Origin of the sequence: Asticcacaulis sp. AC402, assembly GCF_000495835.1 — a bacterium.
Taxonomy (GTDB): Bacteria; Pseudomonadota; Alphaproteobacteria; order Caulobacterales; family Caulobacteraceae; genus Asticcacaulis.
Map to the genome: position 1 here is coordinate 51,862 of NZ_AWGC01000024.1, position 21,063 is coordinate 72,924.

21 protein-coding genes are annotated in these 21,063 nt (G+C 59.8%); 7 read left to right on the plus strand and 14 right to left on the minus strand.

The annotated features are described in order from the left end of the window. Positions 1-118: 118 nt before the first annotated feature. Positions 119-859, minus strand: a complete 741-nt coding sequence (gene queC, locus ABAC402_RS34240; protein WP_023450366.1) for a 7-cyano-7-deazaguanine synthase QueC — start codon at positions 857-859, stop codon at positions 119-121. Between the two features lie 176 nt (positions 860-1,035). On the opposite strand from queC, the gene ABAC402_RS34245 reads away from it, so the two are divergent. Both ABAC402_RS34245 and ABAC402_RS34250 read left to right on the plus strand, forming a co-directional pair. Further along, positions 1,036-1,479 carry a PaaI family thioesterase gene (locus ABAC402_RS34245; RefSeq protein WP_023450367.1) on the plus strand — a complete coding sequence of 148 codons (444 nt, stop codon included), beginning with the start codon at positions 1,036-1,038 and terminating at the stop codon, positions 1,477-1,479. After that, a complete protein-coding gene (locus ABAC402_RS34250; RefSeq protein WP_023450368.1) occupies positions 1,476-1,907 on the plus strand; it encodes a PaaI family thioesterase in 432 nt (143 codons plus the stop codon). The genes ABAC402_RS34245 and ABAC402_RS34250 overlap by 4 nt, the downstream gene beginning before the upstream one ends. 118 nt (positions 1,908-2,025) lie before the next feature. Here ABAC402_RS34250 and ABAC402_RS34255 read toward each other — a convergent pair whose 3' ends face one another. Then, on the minus strand, positions 2,026-3,156 hold the full coding sequence (locus ABAC402_RS34255; protein WP_023450369.1) for a serine hydrolase: 1,131 nt from the start codon (positions 3,154-3,156) through the stop codon (positions 2,026-2,028). Between the two features lie 141 nt (positions 3,157-3,297). Further along, the gene (locus tag ABAC402_RS34260; protein WP_155847426.1) at positions 3,298-4,989 is read right to left on the minus strand and encodes a lysine--tRNA ligase; all 1,692 of its coding nucleotides are present in this window, start codon (positions 4,987-4,989) and stop codon (positions 3,298-3,300) included. A gap of 180 nt (positions 4,990-5,169) precedes the next feature. Here ABAC402_RS34260 and ABAC402_RS34265 point away from each other — a divergent pair, with 180 nt between their 5' ends. From ABAC402_RS34265 to ABAC402_RS34275, 3 genes are all read left to right on the plus strand, one after another. Then, a complete protein-coding gene (locus ABAC402_RS34265) occupies positions 5,170-5,580 on the plus strand; it encodes a MerR family DNA-binding transcriptional regulator (protein WP_023450371.1) in 411 nt (136 codons plus the stop codon). Between the two features lie 47 nt (positions 5,581-5,627). Beyond that, complete coding sequence (locus tag ABAC402_RS34270) at positions 5,628-7,418, plus strand: acyl-CoA dehydrogenase C-terminal domain-containing protein (protein WP_023450372.1); 1,791 nt, start codon at positions 5,628-5,630, stop codon at positions 7,416-7,418. 180 nt (positions 7,419-7,598) lie between these two features. After that, on the plus strand, positions 7,599-8,888 hold the full coding sequence (locus ABAC402_RS34275; RefSeq protein ID WP_023450373.1) for a serine hydrolase: 1,290 nt from the start codon (positions 7,599-7,601) through the stop codon (positions 8,886-8,888). A 36-nt stretch (positions 8,889-8,924) separates the two neighbouring features. Here the strand turns inward: ABAC402_RS34275 and ABAC402_RS34280 are convergent, their stop codons facing one another. Beyond that, positions 8,925-9,407, minus strand: coding sequence for a peroxiredoxin (locus tag ABAC402_RS34280; RefSeq protein WP_023450374.1), 483 nt, complete (start codon positions 9,405-9,407; stop codon positions 8,925-8,927). A 105-nt stretch (positions 9,408-9,512) separates the two neighbouring features. On the opposite strand from ABAC402_RS34280, the gene ABAC402_RS34285 reads away from it, so the two are divergent. Continuing rightward, positions 9,513-10,133 (plus strand): YqgE/AlgH family protein, encoded by a 621-nt coding sequence (locus tag ABAC402_RS34285; RefSeq protein WP_023450375.1) that lies wholly within the window; start codon positions 9,513-9,515, stop codon positions 10,131-10,133. Positions 10,134-10,269: 136 nt separating this feature from the next. Next, positions 10,270-10,458, plus strand: coding sequence for a hypothetical protein (locus ABAC402_RS34290; RefSeq protein ID WP_023450376.1), 189 nt, complete (start codon positions 10,270-10,272; stop codon positions 10,456-10,458). A 284-nt stretch (positions 10,459-10,742) separates the two neighbouring features. Here ABAC402_RS34290 and ABAC402_RS34295 read toward each other — a convergent pair whose 3' ends face one another. The 10 genes from ABAC402_RS34295 to coxB all read right to left on the minus strand — a co-directional run bounded on the left by ABAC402_RS34295 (position 10,743) and on the right by coxB (position 20,773). Beyond that, on the minus strand, positions 10,743-12,539 hold the full coding sequence (locus ABAC402_RS34295; RefSeq protein ID WP_023450377.1) for a bifunctional diguanylate cyclase/phosphodiesterase: 1,797 nt from the start codon (positions 12,537-12,539) through the stop codon (positions 10,743-10,745). Between the two features lie 180 nt (positions 12,540-12,719). Next, positions 12,720-13,964 carry a pitrilysin family protein gene (locus tag ABAC402_RS34300; protein WP_023450378.1) on the minus strand — a complete coding sequence of 415 codons (1,245 nt, stop codon included), beginning with the start codon at positions 13,962-13,964 and terminating at the stop codon, positions 12,720-12,722. Beyond that, on the minus strand, positions 13,961-14,680 hold the full coding sequence (locus tag ABAC402_RS34305) for an SURF1 family protein (protein WP_023450379.1): 720 nt from the start codon (positions 14,678-14,680) through the stop codon (positions 13,961-13,963). Before ABAC402_RS34305 ends, ABAC402_RS34300 begins: the two co-directional genes overlap by 4 nt. Beyond that, positions 14,680-15,030: a DUF983 domain-containing protein gene (locus ABAC402_RS34310; protein WP_031235793.1), complete on the minus strand. Its 351-nt coding sequence runs from the start codon at positions 15,028-15,030 to the stop codon at positions 14,680-14,682. The genes ABAC402_RS34305 and ABAC402_RS34310 overlap by 1 nt, the downstream gene beginning before the upstream one ends. After that, positions 15,027-15,902, minus strand: coding sequence for a cytochrome c oxidase subunit 3 (locus ABAC402_RS34315; RefSeq protein WP_023450381.1), 876 nt, complete (start codon positions 15,900-15,902; stop codon positions 15,027-15,029). The genes ABAC402_RS34310 and ABAC402_RS34315 overlap by 4 nt, the downstream gene beginning before the upstream one ends. A gap of 146 nt (positions 15,903-16,048) precedes the next feature. Next, on the minus strand, positions 16,049-16,576 hold the full coding sequence (locus ABAC402_RS34320) for a cytochrome c oxidase assembly protein (RefSeq protein ID WP_023450382.1): 528 nt from the start codon (positions 16,574-16,576) through the stop codon (positions 16,049-16,051). Between the two features lie 2 nt (positions 16,577-16,578). After that, positions 16,579-16,782 (minus strand): hypothetical protein, encoded by a 204-nt coding sequence (locus tag ABAC402_RS34325; RefSeq protein ID WP_023450383.1) that lies wholly within the window; start codon positions 16,780-16,782, stop codon positions 16,579-16,581. Beyond that, positions 16,779-17,783, minus strand: a complete 1,005-nt coding sequence (locus ABAC402_RS34330) for a heme o synthase (RefSeq protein ID WP_023450384.1) — start codon at positions 17,781-17,783, stop codon at positions 16,779-16,781. The genes ABAC402_RS34325 and ABAC402_RS34330 overlap by 4 nt, the downstream gene beginning before the upstream one ends. Before the next feature lie 214 nt (positions 17,784-17,997). Beyond that, positions 17,998-19,701 carry a cytochrome c oxidase subunit I gene (ctaD, locus tag ABAC402_RS34335; protein ID WP_023450385.1) on the minus strand — a complete coding sequence of 568 codons (1,704 nt, stop codon included), beginning with the start codon at positions 19,699-19,701 and terminating at the stop codon, positions 17,998-18,000. 25 nt (positions 19,702-19,726) lie between these two features. Next, positions 19,727-20,773 (minus strand): cytochrome c oxidase subunit II, encoded by a 1,047-nt coding sequence (gene coxB / locus ABAC402_RS34340; RefSeq protein ID WP_155847422.1) that lies wholly within the window; start codon positions 20,771-20,773, stop codon positions 19,727-19,729. Positions 20,774-21,063 lie beyond the last annotated feature (290 nt).

Below are 21,063 nucleotides of genomic sequence, written 5' to 3' on the forward strand. Positions count from 1 at the left end.
GTAGCTGGGGATTTTTTCGTGATTTTGTGGCACGAACTTTACGTGATTGACGTCCAAACAGATATGCCAAGGACGTCCTGAAGTTCGTGCCGTTCGTGTGGTTCGTGGCAAAAACTCTTTACCGTTCAGCGTGCTGTTTCATTTCCAGAAAGTGTTCAAACCCGGTTTTGCGCAGTTGGCAGGCCGGGCAGTCGCCACAGCCGTAGCCCCACGGATGGCGCTCGCCGCGCTCGCCCATATAGCAGGTGTGCGACTCCTCGACGATCAGGTCGACCAGGGCTTCGCCGCCCAGATCCTGGGACAGGGCCCAGGTCTGGGCCTTGTTGAGGTACATCAGCGGCGTGTCAATCGTGAAGGGCCGTTCCACGCCCAGGTTCAGCACCGTCTCCATGGCCTTCAAAGTGTCGGCACGGCAGTCGGGATAGCCGGAGAAATCCGTCTCGCACATGCCGCCGACCAGGTGGTCGATGCCGCGGCGGTCCGCCACGGCAGCGGCATAGACGAAAAAGACCAGGTTGCGCCCCGGCACAAACGACGACGGCAGGCCGCGTTCGGTCATGACGATGGCCGACTCGCGCGTCAGGGACGACTCGGCCACGGCGCCGAAGCCTTTGAGGTCGCAGACATGGTCTTCACCCAGGCGGGCCCTGGCCAAAGGATAGACGTCGCGGAACCGGATCAGCAGGTTCTGGCGGACGGTCATTTCGATGGCGTGGCGCTGGCCGTAGTCAAAGCCGATGGTTTCCACCCGGTCATAGGTGTTGAGCGCCCAGGCCAGGCAGACACTCGAATCCTGGCCGCCCGAGAACAGGACAAGGGCGGAATTGGCGGCGGGAACCTGGTCCAGATACGCGGACATGACCTCAAGCTTTCTGAAGGAAACAAAGGGGAGGCCTATTTAAAAAGCCCGTTTTGATGGATTTGCAAGGATTTTGCTAACCTGCGTGACCGAATTACGCTCGGATGTGCGGTTTAGACTTTGACGTGCACGGAAACTTGGACGAAAATGCAGACCAGCCACGACGGGAATCGTTCATGAGCCAGCCGCCGTTTTCAAATATGTTCGCCGAGATCGTCGGCCATACGCCCTTTATGAAAGCGATCGGGGTCCACTATGTCGGCACCGGACCGGACGGCGTCACCCTGGCCCTGCCCTATCGCGATGATCTGGTCGGCGATCCTGAGACGCGGGTGTTGTCTTCGGGCGTCGTTACGGCCTTGCTCGACAACACCTGCGGCATGGCCGTGTGGGACCGCGTCAATGAATTCAAGCCGCTCGCCACGCTCGATCTGCGCATCGACTATATGCGGCCGGCCATGCCGGATAACGAACTCAAGGCGACGGCCAGGTGCTACAAGCTGACGCGATCGGTCGGGTTCGTCCGCGCCTTTGCCTATGAGGTCAGTCCTGACGATCCGGTGGCCGCGGCCCAGGCAGCATTCATCATCAGCAATCCGGCTTTGAGGGCCAAGGCATGAGCGAAGATCTCAGCAAACTGGTGCGACGCGAAGACTGTCATCCGGCAGACGTACTGGCGGCCATTCCGTTTGCCCGGTTTTTGGGGGTGTATGTCGAACTCGCCGGCGATGAGTTGACGGCGCATCTGCCTTTCCACGACAAGCTGATCGGCAATCCGATGATCCCGGCCCTGCATGGCGGGGTGATCGGCGCGTTCATGGAGATAACCGCCATGGCGCAGTTGGCGTTTTCGGAAAAGTTCGATCACATCCCCAAGCCGATCGATGTCACTATCCAGTATCTGCGCTCAGGCAAGCCGGTGCACACCTATGCCCGGGCGGTGTTGAACCGGGTGGGCCGGACCGTGGCCAATGTCGAGGTCTCCGCCTGGCAGGAGCAGAAGCATCATCCGATCGCGACGCTGCAAGCTCACTTTTTGATTGGTTAGGCGCTAGTCGCAATCCGACAAAGCGTGACGCACCCGCACGGGCGCTCCCGTTTTCGGAAAATTCCGCTAAAACAAAAACTTAGAGCGGGGTTTTGATTCCGTCAAAACTCATTCCGCTCTAGTCAACGCCTGGCACGAAACCATACTCCCATTCATAGGGCACGCCGGTGTCACCGAGGATAGTTTTGACCAGTCCCGGGAAGGCTTTTTCGGCGCGGACGTCGTTGGCCAGGATGACAACGCAGCGTTTTCCGGCTTCGATACAGACCAGGGTATTGCCTGTGGTGTCGTTGTGGCCGCCCTTGTAAAAGCCTCGTCCCTGCGGACCGTCGAAGACTATGACGCCCAGGCCGGCATAGAGGTCCTTGCGTTGTTGTGCGGGGGGAAGTTCCGGCTGGAAACTACTGAACTGCGAGCGGGTTGTGATGTGCAGTTGCGGTTTGGTCAGTTCGGCGCGAGAGGCCGGCGACAGGCCATCGCCGCGCACCAGTGCGGCGGTGAACCGGGCGATGTCGGTGATGGTGGTGTCCATCGAACCGGCGGCGCGGACCTTGGAGCGTTCGTCGTGCGGTTCGGTCTGCCCCTCTTCGCCCCAGCCGTCGGCCAGGTTCCCGGCGAAGTCCGGACGCCAGATCAGCGAGGTCCGGGTCATGCCCAGGCGGTCGAAATTGGCCTGGGTCAGTTGGCCGACATCGAGGTTGAGACCCTTTTCTATGGCGAACTGGAGGAGGATGATACCGTCTCCGGAATAGGCATAGCGAGCACCGGGCTCGAAGTGAATTTTCAGGCGACCGTCCGGTTCCAGGAAGCCGAAATTGGCGAAGCCTGTCGAATGGGTCAAACTGATGCGCGGCGTGATCTTGCGCCAGCGTTCGTCGGCTTTGAGCGGCGCCCAGTCGGCGTACTTGTCTTCTTCCGGATAGTCCGGCAGCGGCTTGGGCAGGATATCGGCGATGGGCGTGTCGAGCTTGAGCCTGCCCTGATCGACCAGTTGCAGCGCCGCATAGGCCATGACCGTCTTGGTCAGGGAGGCGCCGTACATGATGGTGTCGGGGGTCAGCGGGTCGTTGTTGGTGTTCCGGACGCCGTAGGCCTGGGTGTAGGCGACCTGGCCGTTGTCGATAACCGCGATGGCGAGGCCCTTGGCGCCGGTGTCGGCCATGGCTTTGTGTATGGCCGAATCGATGTCGGCCGGCGTGGGGATGGCGCTGCTGAGAAGGGCTGAGAGGGCAAGGCTGGCCAGCGACATGGGAACTCCAGTAATGGGGTTTGGGGCCTGAGGCCCCAAGTCTTCTCTTCCTTACCTTGACGTCGCCCGCTTCGGGGCGAGGTCAAGGTAAGGAAGAGAAAAGATGTGGGGTCGCGGACCCCAAACCCCGTTACTGGCTGCCTATTCGCCTACCAGCTTGCCCTCTATCCCCTGCTCAAGCAAGTCAATCGTCCGCTCCAACCCGAAAATCGCCACGAACGATCCAAACCGCGGCCCCTGCGATTGCCCGAGCAGGACCTCATACAAAGCTTGAAACCAGGCGCGCAAAGGGTCGAATTCATGCGTCTTGCCGACCTCGAAGACCAAACCCTGCAAGGTCTCAGCATCCCGCGTATCCGCCGGCAAGGCACGGAATCGCTCAGCCAGGTCCCGCATCGCCGCAGCCTCCCGCGCGTCCGGTAGCCGGAACGCCTTCGACGGCTTCACGAAGTCCTCGAAATAGTTCAACGCATATCCCGCAAGACGATCCAGCAAAGGCTCGGACTCCGGCGTCGCCCCCGGGATGTAGGCACGCAGGAAGCCCCACAGCGTATCCTTGTCCGAAGCGTTCGCCGCCGACACCAGGTTCAGCATCAATCCAAACGTCACCGGCATCCCCTCGCCGGCCTCCTGGCCGCGCAGAACGAACCAAACCGGGTTCTCGATCTGCTTGGCGAGGTCCTGCTTCGGATAGGCTTCCAACTGCTGGAGATATTCGTCCGTCGCCCGCGGTATGACGTCGAAGTACAGCTTCTTGGCCGACTTGGGCGACTGGAACATATAATAGGCCAGGCTCTCCGGCGCGCCATAGCGCAGCCAGTCCTCCATGGTCAGGCCATTGCCCTTCGACTTCGAAATCTTCTGGCCCTGCTCATCGAGGAACAGTTCGTAATTGAACCCTTCCGGCGGCACACCGCCCAGCACCCGACAAACCTGAGACGACACCTTAACGGAATCGATCAAGTCCTTGCCGGACATCTCATAATCGACGCCTAGTGCAGCCCAGCGCATGGCCCAGTCAGGCTTCCACTGCATCTTGACGTGTCCGCCGGTCACCGGAACCTCAAAACGCTCGGCTTTGCCAGTTACGGAATCTGGTTCTTCAAACACGATCGTGCCCTTCGACACATTGCGTTCCAGGGTCGGCACCTGCAGGACATGGCCGGTCTTCGGCGAGATCGGCAGGAAGGGCGAATAGGTCGAACGGCGGTCCGGCCCCAAGGTCGGCAGCATGATCTTCTGGATATCGTCGAAACGCTCCAAAGCCATCAGCAGGGTCGTGTCAAACACCCCGCCCTTGTAGCAGTCCGTCGAAGACAGGAATTCATAAGCGAATCCAAAGCCATCCAGAAACTTCATAAGTCGATGGTTGTTGTGCTGGCCGAATGACGGATGCTCGCCGAAGGGATCGCGCACAACGGTCAAAGGCTTGTACAGATCTTCACGCAAAATCTCAGAATTGGGAATGCCCTCCGGCACCTTACGCAAACCGTCCATATCGTCCGAGAAGCAGATCAGCCGCGACGGCCATACCCCACCGGTCATGGCATCAAAAGCCTGACGGACCATGGTCGTACGTGCCACCTCACCGAAGGTGCCAATGTGGGGCAAACCCGACGGGCCGTAGCCGGTCTCAAAGATCACCGGCCGCCCCAGGCCCTCGAAATTGCCCAAGGCCTCGTCCAACTTGCCGGCCTCGATCAGGTTCAATGCCCGTTTCTGCGCCTCATGCCCTTCAACGCGCGCCTTGATCAGGCGCGCGATCAGAGCACGGGCCTGTTCAAACGGCCATGCACGGCCGGCGTAAGCAAGGGAAGCGAGAGACGACATAATCGGGACGTTACCTTTCAACGGTTGAATGCGTGCCAGCCTTTAAGCCGCAAGGCCCGAAGCGTCAATGCAGAAGCGCCGCGCGGTGGGCCTTATCCCTAGGGAAACAATTAGGTTGACCTAGGGTCCAAACGGCCATATCTTTACGTTGACGTAAATGTAAACTTTTGCCATAAGACAACCATGGACAGCCACCGCACCTATTCCATCCGCCAACTCTCGAAAGAATTCGATGTCACCGCCCGCGCCCTGCGATTCTACGAGGACAAGGGCTTAATCCACCCCGAGCGCAAGGGCCAGACCCGGCTCTACTCGTCGCGAGACCGCGCGCGGTTGCAACTGATTTTGCGTGGCAAACGGCTGGGATTCTCCTTGATAGAAATCCAGGAAATCCTCGACCTTTACACGCCGAACGACCATGGTGTTGCCCAGATGCGCGCGACACTCGGCAAGTATCGTCGTCAAATTGAGACGTTGAAGCGCCAGCGCGAGGATATCGACGCTGCCATCCACGATATGCAGGACGGCTGCATCTGGCTGGAAGGCGAGATAACCAAGATGGAGGCCGAAAACCTCAAGCCAGGCAACGCGTAAGAAAAAACCACCCAATCTGCAGGAAGCAAACCTAAAGGATATCGAACATGGCTTACAAAGCTCCGGTCCGCGATTATCAGTTCCTCATCGCGGACGTTTTCAAAACCGATCAGTTTCACAATCTGAAGGGCTTCGAAGACGCCGATTCGGCCACCGTCTTCGCCATTCTGGAAGAGGCCGCCAAGTTCACCGAAGAAGTCGTTCATCCCATCAACATCACCGGTGACAAGGAGGGCTGCACCCTCGATCCGGTGACGCACGAAGTGACGGCACCCAAGGGTTACAAAGAGGCCTACAAGGCGCTGACCGAAGCCGGCTGGACGGCTCTGTCGGGCGACCCGGCCTATGGCGGCCAGGGTCTGCCGCATTTCGTCAACACCGCCTTCTCCGAAATGCTGTCGGGCGCCTCCAGCGCCTTTGGCATGTATCCGGGCTTGACCGAGGGCGCCATCTCGGCCCTGACGGCCGGCGGCACCCAGGAACACAAGGACCTTTACCTGCCTAAACTGATCTCGGGTGAATGGTCAGGGACGATGAACCTGACGGAACCCCATTGCGGTACCGATCTGGGTCTGCTGCGCTCCAAAGCGGTGCCGGCAGCGAACGGGTCTTACAAGATCAGCGGCCAGAAGATCTGGATCTCGGCCGGCGAGCATGACTTCACCAGCAATATCTGCCATCTGGTCCTGGCCCGCATCGAGGGCGCTCCGGAAGGCGTGAAGGGGATTTCGCTGTTCCTGGTGCCCAAGTTCGTTCCCGACGCCGCCGGCAATCCAGGGGAACGCAACAGCCTGCATTGCGCCGGGTTGGAGCACAAGATGGGCATCCACGGCAATTCGACCTGTGTCATGGTCTATGAGGAGGCCACGGGCTTCCTGCTGGGCGCGCCGAACGAAGGCCTGAAGATCATGTTCTACATGATGAATGCGGCACGCTATGGCGTCGGCCTCCAGGGCCTGGCGATCGGCCATGCCGCCTATGTCGCCGCGGTCGATTTCGCCAAGGAGCGTTTGCAGGGCCGGGCACTGACGGGACCGAAGTCGCCCGAAAAGCCAGCCGACAGCATCCTGGTCCACCCCGATGTGCGGCGTATGCTGCTTGAGTCGCGGGCACTCATGGAGGGCGGCCGCGCCTTCCTGATCTGGCTGGCGCTGCAGGCCGACTTCCAACATGCGGCAGAAGATGAAAAAGACCGTGAAAAAGCTAACGATTACATGGGCTTGCTGACACCTGTCGTAAAGGCATATTTGACCGAGAAGGGTCTGAAAGTCACCCAGGATGCGATGCAGGTCCATGGTGGGTCGGGCTTTACCGAGCACTTCCCGGCATCGCAATACATGCGCGATGTAAGGATCACGCTGATCTATGAGGGCACCAACGGGATTCAGGCTCTGGACCTGGTTGGGCGCAAGCTGCCGTCCAAGGGCGGCCGCGCCATGCAAAGTTTCATGGGCGAGATCGATGCCTACGTAGCAGCGGAAGAGGCCGGGTCGGCTGTGCCGCAGTACGTGAAAGCGTTGAAGGAGACCAAGGCCAAGCTGATGGACGGTACCCTGTGGCTGATGCAGAACGGCATGGGCAATCCCGACAATGCCGCCGCGGGGTCTTTGGATTACCTGAACATCTTTGGATTGACCTGCCTGAGCTATATGTGGGCAATGATGGCCAAGGAAGCGCAAGGCAAGATCGCCGAAGGTTCGACCGATCCCTTCTACGCCAGCAAGCTGAAGGTCGGGCGGGTGTTCCTGGAACGTATTCTGCCCGAAGCCGATGCCCATCTGGCCAAGATGAAGGGTGGGGCCGAGGCGATCATGGCATTGGAAGACGAGTTGTTTTAATGGCCAGAGCCGGGGGCTCTGGACTCGCACCTCTTTAAGAACATCATCGAAAAAGTCGGGCCCTTTCGCCCGGCTTTTTTGATAACTGTCCTGAAAAGTTTCGAGGTCCACGGTTCTGTTAGCCTGGCCTTTAAACCTTCATCATCACCTGCTACGGTCCGGGGACAAAAGGGGCTGAACATGCTGAAAAAGAGTCTCGCGGGCCTTGGCCTGACCCTCCTTGTAATGATCACGGGTGTAGCCATCTGGCTGAGCGCGGCGCCGCCTGAGTTGTTGCGCGTTGGCACGGGCTATGCCGCAAAGATCCTCTGCTCGAACGTGTTCCTGACCGGCCGCGACGCCAGGACGGTGCTCGCCGAGGATGTTCAGGCGCCGGGGCATCCCCTGTTGAAGCTGGTAACCTTCAACATTGACGACAGGGTCGTGACCACCCGGTTGCTGGGTATGTTCGCGCCCGGCACCGCCGTCTACCGGCCGGGCCTGGGCTGTGTCAGCGTAATCGATGGCGACGTTGCCAAGGTCGCCGGCCTCGGCCTGCCCGACGTGAAGCCAGAACCCCAGGGAGCGGCTGTCGTGCCAACCGGTAAGTTGGCGGATATCTTGTCCGACCCGGCACTGACCGGCCCCGGAATGCGCGCTGTCGTCGTGATGCAAGACGGCAAGATCATGGGTGAAGCCTATGGCGAAGGCTTCTCGCCGGATACCCGCCTGCTCGGCTGGTCAATGACGAAAACGGTCAATGCCGCTCTGCTCGGACGTGCCGCCCAGGACCTTGGCCTCAGCCTTGACCAGACGGTCGTGGCGCCCGCCGTCTCGGTTCGCGACCTGGCCGCGATGAAAAGTGGCCTGGCGTTCAACGAGGACTACGGCGGCGTCTCGGACGTCTCGCGCATGCTGTACCTGGAACCCGACATGGCGACCTTCGCGGCGGGGCTGCCGGCAGGTGACAAATCCTACGCTTATTCAACAGGTACCAGCCTCATCCTGACACGGAGTTGGATGACCGCTGCCGGCAAGGACGCCCTCGCCTACCCGCGCGACGCCCTGTTCGGTCCGCTGGGCATGACCAGCGCCGTCTTCGAAACCGACGAGAGCGGCACCTTTGTCGGTGGATCTTATATTTACGCGACGGCGCGCGACTGGGGGCGGTTCGGCCAGTTCCTGCTGCAAGACGGCGTGTGGAATAGGCAGCGCCTTCTGCCCGAAGGATTTGTCGGCCTGATGCAAACCTCGAACGGGTCCGCTGAAGGCTACAGCCAGATGCAGTCGTGGCTGAAAGGTCCAGGCGAAAGCGATACCGGCAAGATGACCGGTCTGCCGGCGGATACCTTCTGGCTGCGCGGTCATGACGGCCAAAGCGTCACCATAATCCCGTCGCAACGGTTGATTGTCGTGCGGATGGGTCTGACGCCCTGGGATCGGGGCTACCGCCCGGAGGCGCTTGTGAAGGCTATTGCTGAAGTAAAGTAAGGTTTGCAGGAGGCTCGCCTCCTGCACCTCATAACATTACAACTGTGCCAGCACATGCTCCGCCGATGACACACGGAATTCGCCCGGGGCTTCGACGAACAACTGCTCGACCTTGCCGTCCTTGACGATCATGGCGTAGCGCTGCGACCGCGGGCCCATGCCAAAGCCCGAGCCGTCCAACTCCAGCCCGACCGCCCTGGCGAAATCGCCATTTCCATCAGCCAGCATCACCACTTCGTCGGCAATGCCCTGGTCCTTAGCCCAGGCCTTCATCACGAAATAGTCATTCACCGAGGTACAGGCGACGACATCGACACCCTTTGCCTTGAAATCGGCGATATGCTCTTTGAAACCCGGCAGGTGCTTTGCTGAACAGGTCGGCGTGAAGGCGCCCGGAACGGCAAACAGCACGACCGTCTTGCCGGCAAAGAAGTCCGCCACGGTGGTCGGCTTGGGACCATCGTCACCGACGACGGTCAGCTTGAGGTCGGGAAAGGTATCACCGGGTTGAACAGTCATGAATGTCTCCTTAAATTCGTCTTGCCGGGGACCTATATAGGCAAGGCAACAATGGGCCAAGACGTGGCCCGCAATAAATGTTAAGCTGGGTATAAAGGATGTGTGATGACCGAGCCGGATAACAGAACCGACGATCATTTGAACCTGCAAGGCAACCTGCTGATCGCCATGCCAGGCCTGGCAGGTGAACCTTTCGAACACTCCGTGGTCTATGTCTGCCAGCATGACGAAAACCATGCCATGGGGCTGATCCTCAACCAGCCTATCAACGGCCTGAACTTCGGCAAGATGATCCGCGAACTGGGCATCGACAGCGGCGACCGCGCCCCGTCCCTGCAAAAGATCTTCCGTGGCGGACCGGTCCAGAACGACCGCGGTTTCGTCCTGCATAGCCTCGACTATCAGATCGACAAAATCACCTTGGAACTGGGCGCACCGTTCCAGGACGAAGGTGGTGAAGAAACCGGCGTCGGCCTGACTGCCTCGCGCGATATTCTGGTCGACCTGTCCAGCGGGACCGGACCTGCCCGCAGCGTGATCGCCCTGGGCTATGCCGGCTGGGGTCCCGGCCAACTCGAAGACGAGATCACCGCCAATGCGTGGCTGATCGCGCCGGCCAGTCAAGACTTGATTTTCATGAGCGAACCGGAGCAACTGTGGTCGGCCGCCCTCGCAACCCTCGGCGTCGAGCCCGGCCACCTTTCAGGCACCGCCGGCCGGGCTTGAGTTCCCCCGGTCGGCGGAGCTACCGTCCCGTCCGTCGGAAATCGCGATCATGGCATCCACAATAGCCGCATCCGCCTTGACACAAGATGTCTTTAGGTGGTCGGCCGATGAAACCTCTTAGCGCAATCCTGGCGGCGTGTGCATCGTCTCGGTCGGCGACCACACCCTGACCTTGAGCTTCGCCGACGAACCTGCTGGCAGCTATCTCATTTACGAATACAGCTGGGTTTCCGCCGAAGAATACCGCATGATCTCACGTCAATATGCCGCGGACGGAACCCCGACAGGCAACCGGTACGGCGGCACATTCGTCAGATTAACATAGCATGGAATGTTCGGCGGAGCGGAAAACTCTGTAAAGGTTTTGAACCACGAACTACACGAACAGTCACGAACTTTGGGATACGGTTGAACCGACCGCGCAGCGGTCCTTCGGTTTGAAGGCCGCTTCGCGGCGGAGGCAGGTTTACAAGAGGTTCGTGGTTTTCATGTTCAAAAACCTTTGCAGGATTCCGGTTGAACAACACAAACAAGCACGCCCTGAAGTTCGTGCCCGTTCGTGTGGTTCGTGGTTAAACCCTTTACGGAGGTGCGGGTAGCCGCACAGCGTCAGGCGCTGAGCACGTCCAACTTGTAACCCAGCGAATCCACAAGGAACGCCTCGGCCTCGGCCGGTTTCAGCGCCTTGGCGAAACCCCAGCCCTGGCCCATCTGGCAGCCGAGGGCCGCCAGTTGATCGGCCAGAGCCATGTCTTCGACACCTTCGGCGACCACGTCCAGGTCCAGATCGCGGCCCAGAGTCAGGATCGACCGGACGATCTTCTCCGATGAGGACTCGGTCTTCATGGTGCTGACGAAGGATCGATCAATCTTGAGTGTATCGAAAGGAAGCCTGGCGAGGTAGCTCAGAGACGAGAACCCGGTGCCGAAATCGTCGAGCGCAATCCCTGCGCCAGCGTCGCGCAAAGCCTCCAGCACCCGCGCCGACGCCTGGGGATCGCGCATTACGTCGCTTTCGGTGACTTCCAGCTTCAGCATCTTGTTCGGCAAACCAGCATCGCGGATGAGCCGCGATACGTCTTCGATCAGGTGCAATCGTTCGATCTCCGGCGCCGAAAGGTTGACACTGATAAAGAAGCCTTCCGGCAGGACATAGGTCTGTTTCCACGGAATCAGCAGTTTGACCGTGGTGTTCAGGATGATGGTGCCAAGATCGACCATTAGCCCTAAGTCACGCACGGCACCCAGGAAACTATCCGGCGCAATGATGCCGCGGCGCGGATGTACCCAGCGCGCCAGAGCTTCAAAGCCGATGATGCCGCCAGTCGCCAGATTGATGATAGGCTGGTACCAGGCATGGATCTCGCCACTGACGAATGCCTTGCGCAGTTCGGCTTCCAGGGCAAGGCGCGTCAGGCCATCGCTTTCGAGGTCGCGCTTGTACGACGCCACCCCGCCAGCGCCCTTGGACTGGGCCGCCTCGACGGCCATCTCGGCGCGGCGCAGCAACTCTGCCGATTCCAACGCCTGGTCGCCGCCGTCGACCGCCACCGCCCCCATGGAAAAGGTCGGCTGGATATCAAAACCGGCAACATTGATTGGACGTTCCAGCGCATTGCGCAACCGCTCCGACACCCGCGGAAAACCGCGCAGGGTCAGGACGGCAAATTCGTCTTCCCCCAGGCGCGCCAGCAAAGCACTGTCAGGAAAAGCATCGCGCATCCGCAAGGCCAGCAGTTCCAGCACGATATCGGCGCGCTCATGGCCCAGGGCCTCATTCAGACGGCGGAAGCGATTGAGGTCAGCAACCACCAGGTCGAAGTCACCCGCCTTACTCAGGACTTGACCGGCGCCATGCAGGAAGCCCTGACGGTTCAGCAACCCTGTCAGCGGATCGGTGTGGATGTCCTGAAGCGGCAGGCCTTCATGCCCGTCGGTCCCGCCTATGCTTTTCTTCAACCCGACATCGCGTCTCAGGTCGGTGACCAGGCCCAGGACCTGGCCACGCGAGACCTTGCGACCTTTCAAGTAGACAAGGCGATGATCGCGCAGACGCAGCAGGCACTGAATATGGCCCTCACCCGGCACCGCGTCATGGACCTCCAAAGCCCGGAACTGGCAATCAAGACGATCGACCTCGCCAGCTTCGAAAGCCGGTTCGAGATCGTCGAGAAGCACGCGGCTCCACAAAGCAGGCAGCCCGAGATGACGCAGGTCGCCCTTGAACTCAAACAGGCGCTGGCTCAGGTCATAGGACCATAGCAAGGTGTCCGCCGATCTCAGCGCCTCCATCTGGGCGTTACGGCTATCGATGGATACGCGCGGATCGACGGCGCTGAGCACATCCTGCCCCGACCGGCCCAGGGGGCCGCCCATTTTCCAGCCAAAAAAGTCGATGTCGGACATGCCTAGACCCCGCATTAACCGCAAGGCTTAACCACGAGTGGTTACCTTTCGGATAAGGAAACGCGGGACTCTCACGGTAACCACTGTTATCTTTGCTTTGTGGCGCAGTTTTTCCGAAAACGGGAGCGCCCGTGCGGTGCGTCACACTTTATCGGATTGCGCTCTGGCGGTCGCTGATGGTCACGCCGCAAGAGTCATTGACTTGGGCCCGAGCAAGGCCGAAGCCCCCGGCTGGTCTGCGAGGGCCGCACCGACCCGGACCAGATCGTCGCGCGTGACCGCCTCGATGTCGACGGCGACCTCATCCAGGGTAAAGACCTTGTCGAACACCGACATCTGGCTGGCGAAGGCCGAGGCGCGTGAACCTGCACCTTCAAAGTTGAGAAACAGCGACGTGGTGAACTGCGCCTTGGCGCGTTCCAGTTCCGATGGTTTAGGGTCGGCTGCCAGGTCGCTCAGCACGCGGCGGATCAGTTCGTTCAGCGGCGCCACATCCTTCGGGGCACACCCGGCAAAGACACCGAACACCCCGCCGTCCCGATAGGGCGTGGTGTAGGAGTCGATGGCATAGGCCAACCCTCTCGCCTCTCGAGCTTCCTGGAACAGGCGCGACGCCATGCCACCGCCGAGGATTTCGCCGAACAAGCGCAACGGGATAATGTCCGGATCGGTCCGCCCGACAGCGTCGAAGCCGAGCGTCAGGTTGGCCTGTTCGATGCGGCGTTTCTGGACCGCATGGCCCGGCATGAACCGCAAGGGCTCAGGTGCGGAGAATCCGGATTGCGCTGCCACTGGCTCGATCAGCGGCCGGGCGGCGGCAAAGACCTGTTCAGCGGTCACACCACCGGACACACAGATGACGATCCGGTGCGGTGCGTACAGCGCTTCCGCGAAGCCGCGCAAGGTTTCCGACCTGGCCGGACCAAGGCTCTTGGTGGTACCCAGGATTGGCCGGCCCAGGGATTGTTCGGGAAACATGGCCGTTTGCAGCAGATCGAAGACATGGTCGTCCGGCGTATCGTAGGCTTCCAGGATTTCCTGGGCGATGACCTTCTTTTCGCGCTGGAGTTCGTCGCGGTCCATTACTGGCCGAAACATGAGGTCGGTGACAATTTCCAGTGCCAGCGGCAGCAGGGACGACAGGCCGCGAACCTCGAAACGGGTATGTTCGTACCCGGTCGAGGCATTGATGCTGCCCCCCTTATGCTCAATAGCTTCAGCCAGGGTACGAGCGTCACGGCCGCCGGCCCCCTTGAACACAATGTGTTCAAGCAGGTGGGCCCAGCCGGACTGGGCCTCGGTTTCGAACCGGGCACCGCCGTGGATCAGGGCATTCAGCGCAAAGGTCTTGACGCCCGGCATCGGATCGACCAACAGGCGCAGTCCGTTGTCGAAGGTATAGAGGGACTGGCCGGGAAGGATCATACCTTTTTCAACCGCTCGAGAACAAACGCGACGAACATGAAGAGCAGTGTCCAGGCCAGGGCGAACCAGGTCAGGGCATACTCCAGGTGGCGATTGGTCAGAGGCGCTATCATGGCGCCCTGCTGTAATCCGGCGGCTGCGAAATCCGACTCCTTCAGGTCGAGGACGACGAAATAGTCGTCCCGCAGGCTGCTCGCCTTCAACGCCGGCCCCATCTCGGCCGCGGAACGCCAATACCAGTCGTTGGCCACCGGATTGTTCGGCGGCGTAAAAAGGCCAGGCTTTTCAAAAGCCCGCAGGCGCCCGACTGGCTTTTTAACGTTACCGTTGGGCTTGGCTTCTGCGATGGCAAAGCCGAGATCGACCAGTATGGTGCCCGCACCTGCGGGACATGCCGCCAGAACGCGATAGCCCGACTGACCATCGGCCACGCTGTTCATGGTGACGAGCCTGTCTTGCACGATGTCACACGGCGGCAAGGTAACGGCGCGCCAGGCCGGATCTTCGCTGGCCAGAACGGTATCGACAGCCACAGGGGGCTGCGTTTCCGTGCGCGCCAGTTCGGTGGTAAGGTGCTGTTTCCAGGAAAGCCGCTGAAGTTGCCACGCCCCCAGGCCGTTCAGAATAATGAAGGCGATCAGGACCGCAACCGACAGGCCCCGCGGCGCAGCCCTCAGAAACAGGTGCGCAGCCTTGAGAAATGTGGTCGCAGACATCAGTCACGCACCTTATGGCGAATCTGGGCGGCGATCATCACCCCCTTCAGCACCGGCATCAGGATCAGCGCCATAAGGGCAGCCGATGCAGGCCAAACCGCCAGAAGCGTCATGATGCTCCAGTTCCAGGCGACGAGGCTGACGAACAGGCCAGCGCAGGCGACAAACCCGGCGATCAGAATGACAAAGACGACGGGACCGTCGCCGGTGTCCTCCGCCTTAAAATCCGTGGCGCAGGCCGAACAGGCCTGCGCCACCTTGAGATAACTCCGGAAAAGCTTACCCTTGCCGCACACCGGGCAGCGCCCAAGTGCCGCTGCCCAGAAACTAGCCTTGCTGTCTTGCGTCAATGGGGCGCGCCGCCGAACACGACGTAGATGAAAGCGAACAGGAAGAGCCAGACCACATCGACGAAATGCCAATACCAGGCAGCGGCTTCGAAACCGAAGTGCTTTTGCGGCGTGAACCCTCCAGCCAGCAGGCGGAACAGGCAGACGATCAGGAAGATCGTTCCGATAAGGACGTGGGCGCCGTGGAAACCCGTAGCCATGAAGAAGGATGAGCCGTAAAGGCCGGCATTAGCCGATTCTTCGTTGAAGAATTCGTGGTGATGAATGATCAGATAGTACTCATAAGCCTGAACGGCCGTAAACAGGGCGCCCAAGATGATGGTCAGGATTAGCCCCCATTTGACGCCTTCGCGATCACCTTCCTGAAGGGCATGGTGGGCCCAGGTCGCAGTCGTGCCAGAGGTTAGCAGCAGCAGGGTGTTGAGCAGCGGCAGGTGCCACGGGTCTATGGTTTCGACACCCTGCGGCGGCCAGGTCGACCACGCCTGACGCACCTCTTCGATGGCCGAAGCGTCGCCTGCGCGATGGGTGTTGAACAGCGCCATCTCAAAGAATACCCAGAACCAGGCGACAAAGAACATCACTTCGGAAGCGATGAACATGATCATGCCGTAGCGCAGGCCGATCTGGACGACCGGCGTGTGATCACCTGCCTGGCTTTCCTTGATGACGTCGCGCCACCAGAAGACCATGGTGAGCAGGATACCGGTCATGCCTACGGCGAATAGCCACCACTCCCCGGCAGGCACGCCGAACAGGCCGCGCATCCACATGACGAGGCCAAGGCCCCAACAAACGGCGGACACCGAACCGAGCAGCGGCCAGGGGGACGGATTGATGATGTGGTAATCGTGTTTGACGCCGTGGGCCATTCTCGTTCAACTCACCTTGCAACGCGCACATGGCGCGAAAATTCAGACTTACGGGCCCAAAGCTGGTCTTGAACCGGTTGGTTCCGTTTAGGCCAATTCTTTTTCAAAGACAATGCGAGGAGGCCACCAAAATGGCCGCTTTTGCGTTACTTTTTTGCCGCTTTCGACTCGAAAAACGTATAGGACAGCGTGACATCGCGAACCTTGTGCGTATCGATGTTTTTCAGCAATTCCGGATCAAGGAAATAGACCATCGGGAACGTCTTCGATTCCCCGGCCTGCAGGGTCTGATCCTCATAGCAGAAACACTGCAGCTTGCGGTAATAGCCCCCCATGGTATCGGGCAAAACATTGAACACTGACCGCCCGGTTACAGGCCGGTCAGCGGTATTGGTGACAGTGAAGTACATCATCGCCGTCTTACCGATACGGACATCCTGATAGGGCTTTTCGGCTTTGAAGGTCCATGGCAAGCCATTGGTATTGGTGTCGAAACGCACACGAACGATGACGTCGGTTGCCACCTTAGGTGCTTTGTCGGCACGCATGGTGGTACCACCGAATCCTGTGGCATTGCAGAAAGCGCGGTATAGTGGCACGCTGGCGAAGGCCAGTCCGCCCATAAAGACCAGACCGCCGACCAGCCACAGCGCGACCCTGATGTTGCGGTTCATGGTCAGCGCGTACCAGAAACTGCCGAAGCGGCAGCCTCCGCCTGGCTTTGCGCCGACCGGAGCGCCTCTGCCTTGGTGTTCTGCGACAGGCGAGACATGGTCACAAAGTAGACCAGCACGACGAACAGCAGCAATCCACCGGCTATGAAGTAGTTGCGTTTCTTTTGGGCGGCCAGATAGCCCTTCTTGTCATCTTCCGTGGTCATGACATGACGCCCTTGAGAATGTGTTCGACCAGCAAGGTGGCAAACAGCGCGGTCAGGTAAAAGATCGAATAGGCGAACAGGTTGCGCGCCGGGAGCGATTCCTTTTTAACATCGTAGAGGCTGTTCTCGCCACCCTCTGGATGGTCGCCGGCCCGCGACAGATAGACGCGCAACGCCATATAGATGAAAACGGCCCCACCGACGACGGACACCAACGCGTAAAGCAGACCGCCAAGCCCGGTGGCGATCGGTAGGCAGGCAACCGGTGCCATAACCAGGGAATACAGGAGGATTTGCAAACGGGTCGACCTGGCGCCCCGGGCGACGGGCATCATTGGAATGCCTGCCTTGGCATAGTCTTCGGCGGTGTACAAAGCCAGAGCCCAACTGTGCGGCGGAGTCCAAAGAAAGATGACAGCGAACAGTATCCAGGCCTCCCAGGGCGCAGCTCCTGTCGCCGCCGCCCAGCCAATCACCGGCGGAAAGGCACCAGCGGCGCCCCCGATGACAATGTTCTGCGGCGTGCGGCGCTTCAGGACGAGGGTATAGAGACCGACGTAGTAGGCGATGGTCAGGGCCAGCAACCCGGCGGCCAGCCCATCCGGGAAGGCCAGCCACATCATCAGCACCGACAGGAAGGCCAGGACACCGCCAAAGGCGAGGGCGTCATTGCGCGTGATGCGGCCGGCTGCGACCGGACGCAGCTTGGTTCGGCGCATCAAGGCATCGGTCTCACCCTCCAGCGCCATATTGAGCGCACCGGCGGATCCTGCGCCGAGCGCGATACACAAGATGGCGATGAAGGCCAGGAATGGTTGCATAGGTTGGCCAGAGATAACCAGGCCGGTCAGGGCCGTGAAAACAACCAGCGACATGACCCGTGGCTTGAGCAACTGAAAGTAGTCGCCCGGCGAAGCGCGCAATGCCTTGGAGGTGTAGGCCTCTTTCATCGCGGCGGCGACGTCGAGCGGCACTTCAGTGTTGACGGGTTTCTTGGTCATTTCATCTACTTATGACGAAAGGGGGTGAAGCGGACTTCACCCCCAGGCTCATCTGTTGTTTCGGTTCGCCCTGGTGAGTCGAAGACGTCTGACTTACGTGTAACGGAGCGGAGCGTACCGTGCTCAAAGAGCGAAGCGTTAGCACAACTAACTTTAGTACGTGAGCACCGTAACGCAGGAAGGCGGGCGTTTGCAGACCACCAGGGCGGACCGCCTAGTGTTTGTCGTGTTCGTCGTCCTTGATGATAGGCAGTTCCGAGAACTGGTGGTACGGCGGCGGCGAGGAAAGGGTCCATTCCAGCGTAGTGGCACCCTCGCCCCACGGATTGGCCTCTGCCTTGCGGCGGCGGATAACGGATTCGACCAGCATGATCAGGAAGATCAGGACGCCGACCACGGTGATCAAGTACCCGTAAGAAGAAATCTTGTTCCAGTACTCGTAGCCGGTCGGATAGTCGACATAGCGGCGCGGCATACCCTGCAGGCCCAGGAAGTGCTGCGGGAAGAAGATCAGGTTCACCCCGACGAACATCACCCAGAAGTGCAGAGTCCCGAGGAAGGCATTGTACTTGATGCCGAACATCTTTTCATACCAGTAGTAGAAGCCGGCGAAGATCGAGAAGACGGCGCCAAGAGACAGGACGTAGTGGAAGTGGGCGACGACGTAATACGTGTCGTGCAACGGAATATCGATCGCCGCGTTCGAAAGGACGACGCCGGTAACGCCGCCGACCGTGAACAGGAAGATGAATCCTATGGCCCACTGCATCGGAACGGTGAAGGTGATCGTGCCGCCCCACATGGTGGCGATCCACGAAAACACCTTAACCCCGGTCGGCACCGCGATAACCATCGTCGCCAGGACGAAATAGGCGCGCAGGTCGAAGTTCATCCCCACGGTATACATGTGGTGCGCCCACACAACGAAACCAACAACGCCGATAGCAACCATGGCGTAAGCCATGGCGAGATAGCCGAAGATCGGTTTGCGCGAAAAGGTCGAAACGATGTGCGAGATGATGCCGAAGCCCGGCAGGATCAGGATGTAGACTTCAGGGTGACCGAAGAACCAGAACAGGTGCTGGTACATGACCGGATCACCGCCACCAGCCGCGTCGAAAAACGAGGTGTTAAAGTTGCGGTCCGTCAGCAACATGGTGATGGCGCCGGCAAAGACCGGCATCGACAGCAGCAGCAGGAAGGTCGTAACCAGCACAGACCAGGCGAACAACGGCATGCGGTGCAGGGTCATACCCGGAGCACGCATGTTGAAGATAGTGGTGATGAAGTTGATGGCACCGAGGATCGAAGACGCACCGGACAGGTGGAAGCTCAGGATAATCAGGTCGAATGCCTGGCCTGGCGATCCGGTATGGGACGACATCGGCGGATACATGGTCCAGCCGCCTGCGAACCCGTGTTGTCCTGCACCCGGGCCGGACGGCACGAAGAGCGAGACGCACAGCAGTATCCACGACGCGATCAATAGCCAGAACGAGATGTTGTTCAGGCGCGGGAAGGCCATATCCGGCGAACCGATCATGATCGGCACGAACCAGTTGCCGAAGCCGCCGATCATCGCGGGCATGACCATAAAGAAGATCATAATGACGGCATGGGCCGTGACAAACGAGTTGTAAGCGTGCTTGGCGTTAGCCGGGTTGCTGACATCGAACAGACCCATAGCGTCCAGCATCGAACCTGGTGCGAACACTTGCAAACCAGGTGCCGCCAGTTCCCAGCGGATAAAACCAGACATCGCGCCACCGACGATCCCCGCCATGATGGCGAAGATCAGGTAGAGCGTACCGATATCCTTGTGGTTGGTCGTGAAGACCCAGCGGTCGAAGAAGCCGGGTTTGTGGTCGTGATCATCGCCATGGGCAGCGTGATCATGAGAGGCGGCGACGTTAGCCATGGATCAGGGTCTCTCTATACTTTTATCAGTTTACCGCCGGCTGGGCGGTGGGCGCCTCAGCAGCCGGTGACGGTGCGGACAGGGGTGCGGCGGCAGGAGTCTGAGCCTGGGCAGCGGCTGGGACAGCCGCAGCAGCAGCCGGTTCGGCAGAGTTCGCGTCGGAACTGGCGGCAGATGCGGCGGCCTGGGCTGCAGTCGCCGCAGCAGCCTTTTCGTCCGCGGCGATCATGGCGCGCGTCTTGCCGCCCTGAGCCACAATAAACTCGTCGAACTTGGCTTCACTGACAACGTGGACTTCGATCGGCATGTAAGCGTGGTCCGTGCCGCAAAGCTCCGAACACTGGCCGTAGTAGACGCCTTCCTTCTGCGCCTTGAACCAGATGTTGTTCAGCCGTCCCGGTATGGCATCACTCTTCACGCGGAAGGCCGGCACGGTCCAGGCGTGAATAACGTCGCTGGCGGTGACCTGAAGATGTATGACCTTGTTGACCGGAACAATCAGCTTGTTGTCGGTGGCAAGCAGATAAGGTTTATCCGGCGTTGCGGTCTTCAGATCGGCAGCTTCAGGCAGCAGACGGGCCTGAATGTCCTCGACTCCGAGTTCGGGGTAGTCGTAGGTCCAGTACCACTGGCTGCCGGTGACCTTTACGACGACATCCGGTTTCGGCATGTCGTGGTAGTCTTTTAACAGCGGAAGAGAGAAGGCGGCAATCACGACCAGTATGAGAATCGGGATGACGGTCCAGATGATCTCGATAAAGGTGTTGTGCGAAAAACGCGCTGGGGTCGGATTGGCCTTCTTGTTGTAGCGGATGATTATCCAGATGAGCAGGGCCAGGACGAACAGAGAGATGAAGGTAATGATGGGCAGAAGCAGGCTGTCGTGGAACCAGGCAACCTTACCGCCCAGTTCGGTCACATCCTTCTGCAGGCCGATGGCCTTGTCGGTCGGCTGGCCGATCAGTTCCTCGGCAGCTGCCGGCACCGCCAGCGCACTGCTCAGCATCAAGGTCGCTATCGCCCCGCACGCAGCTTTCAACTGCCCCTTCATGCCCATTCGCCCAAATCCCATAATTATGGCCTCATGCTGCCGGTCGGGCGCGGTATTACAGCGCCACGCCCCTTACCAAATTCGACATCGTTCGGACGCCATCCCCTACCTGACGATTCGCAACGCCAAACATGGCTGCTGCCAGACGGGACGCCCGATGCGAAACGATCCAATAATGGGTTCGCGGCCAATTGCAAAGGGCAAAAAAAGGATTCCCCGGTTTTGACCAGGGTCTTTGCGGCAAAACAAGCCCCGCCAAGCTTTGCGCACGATCAAGGTGCGCTACTTTGTCGCGCAAGATCCTACGAAAA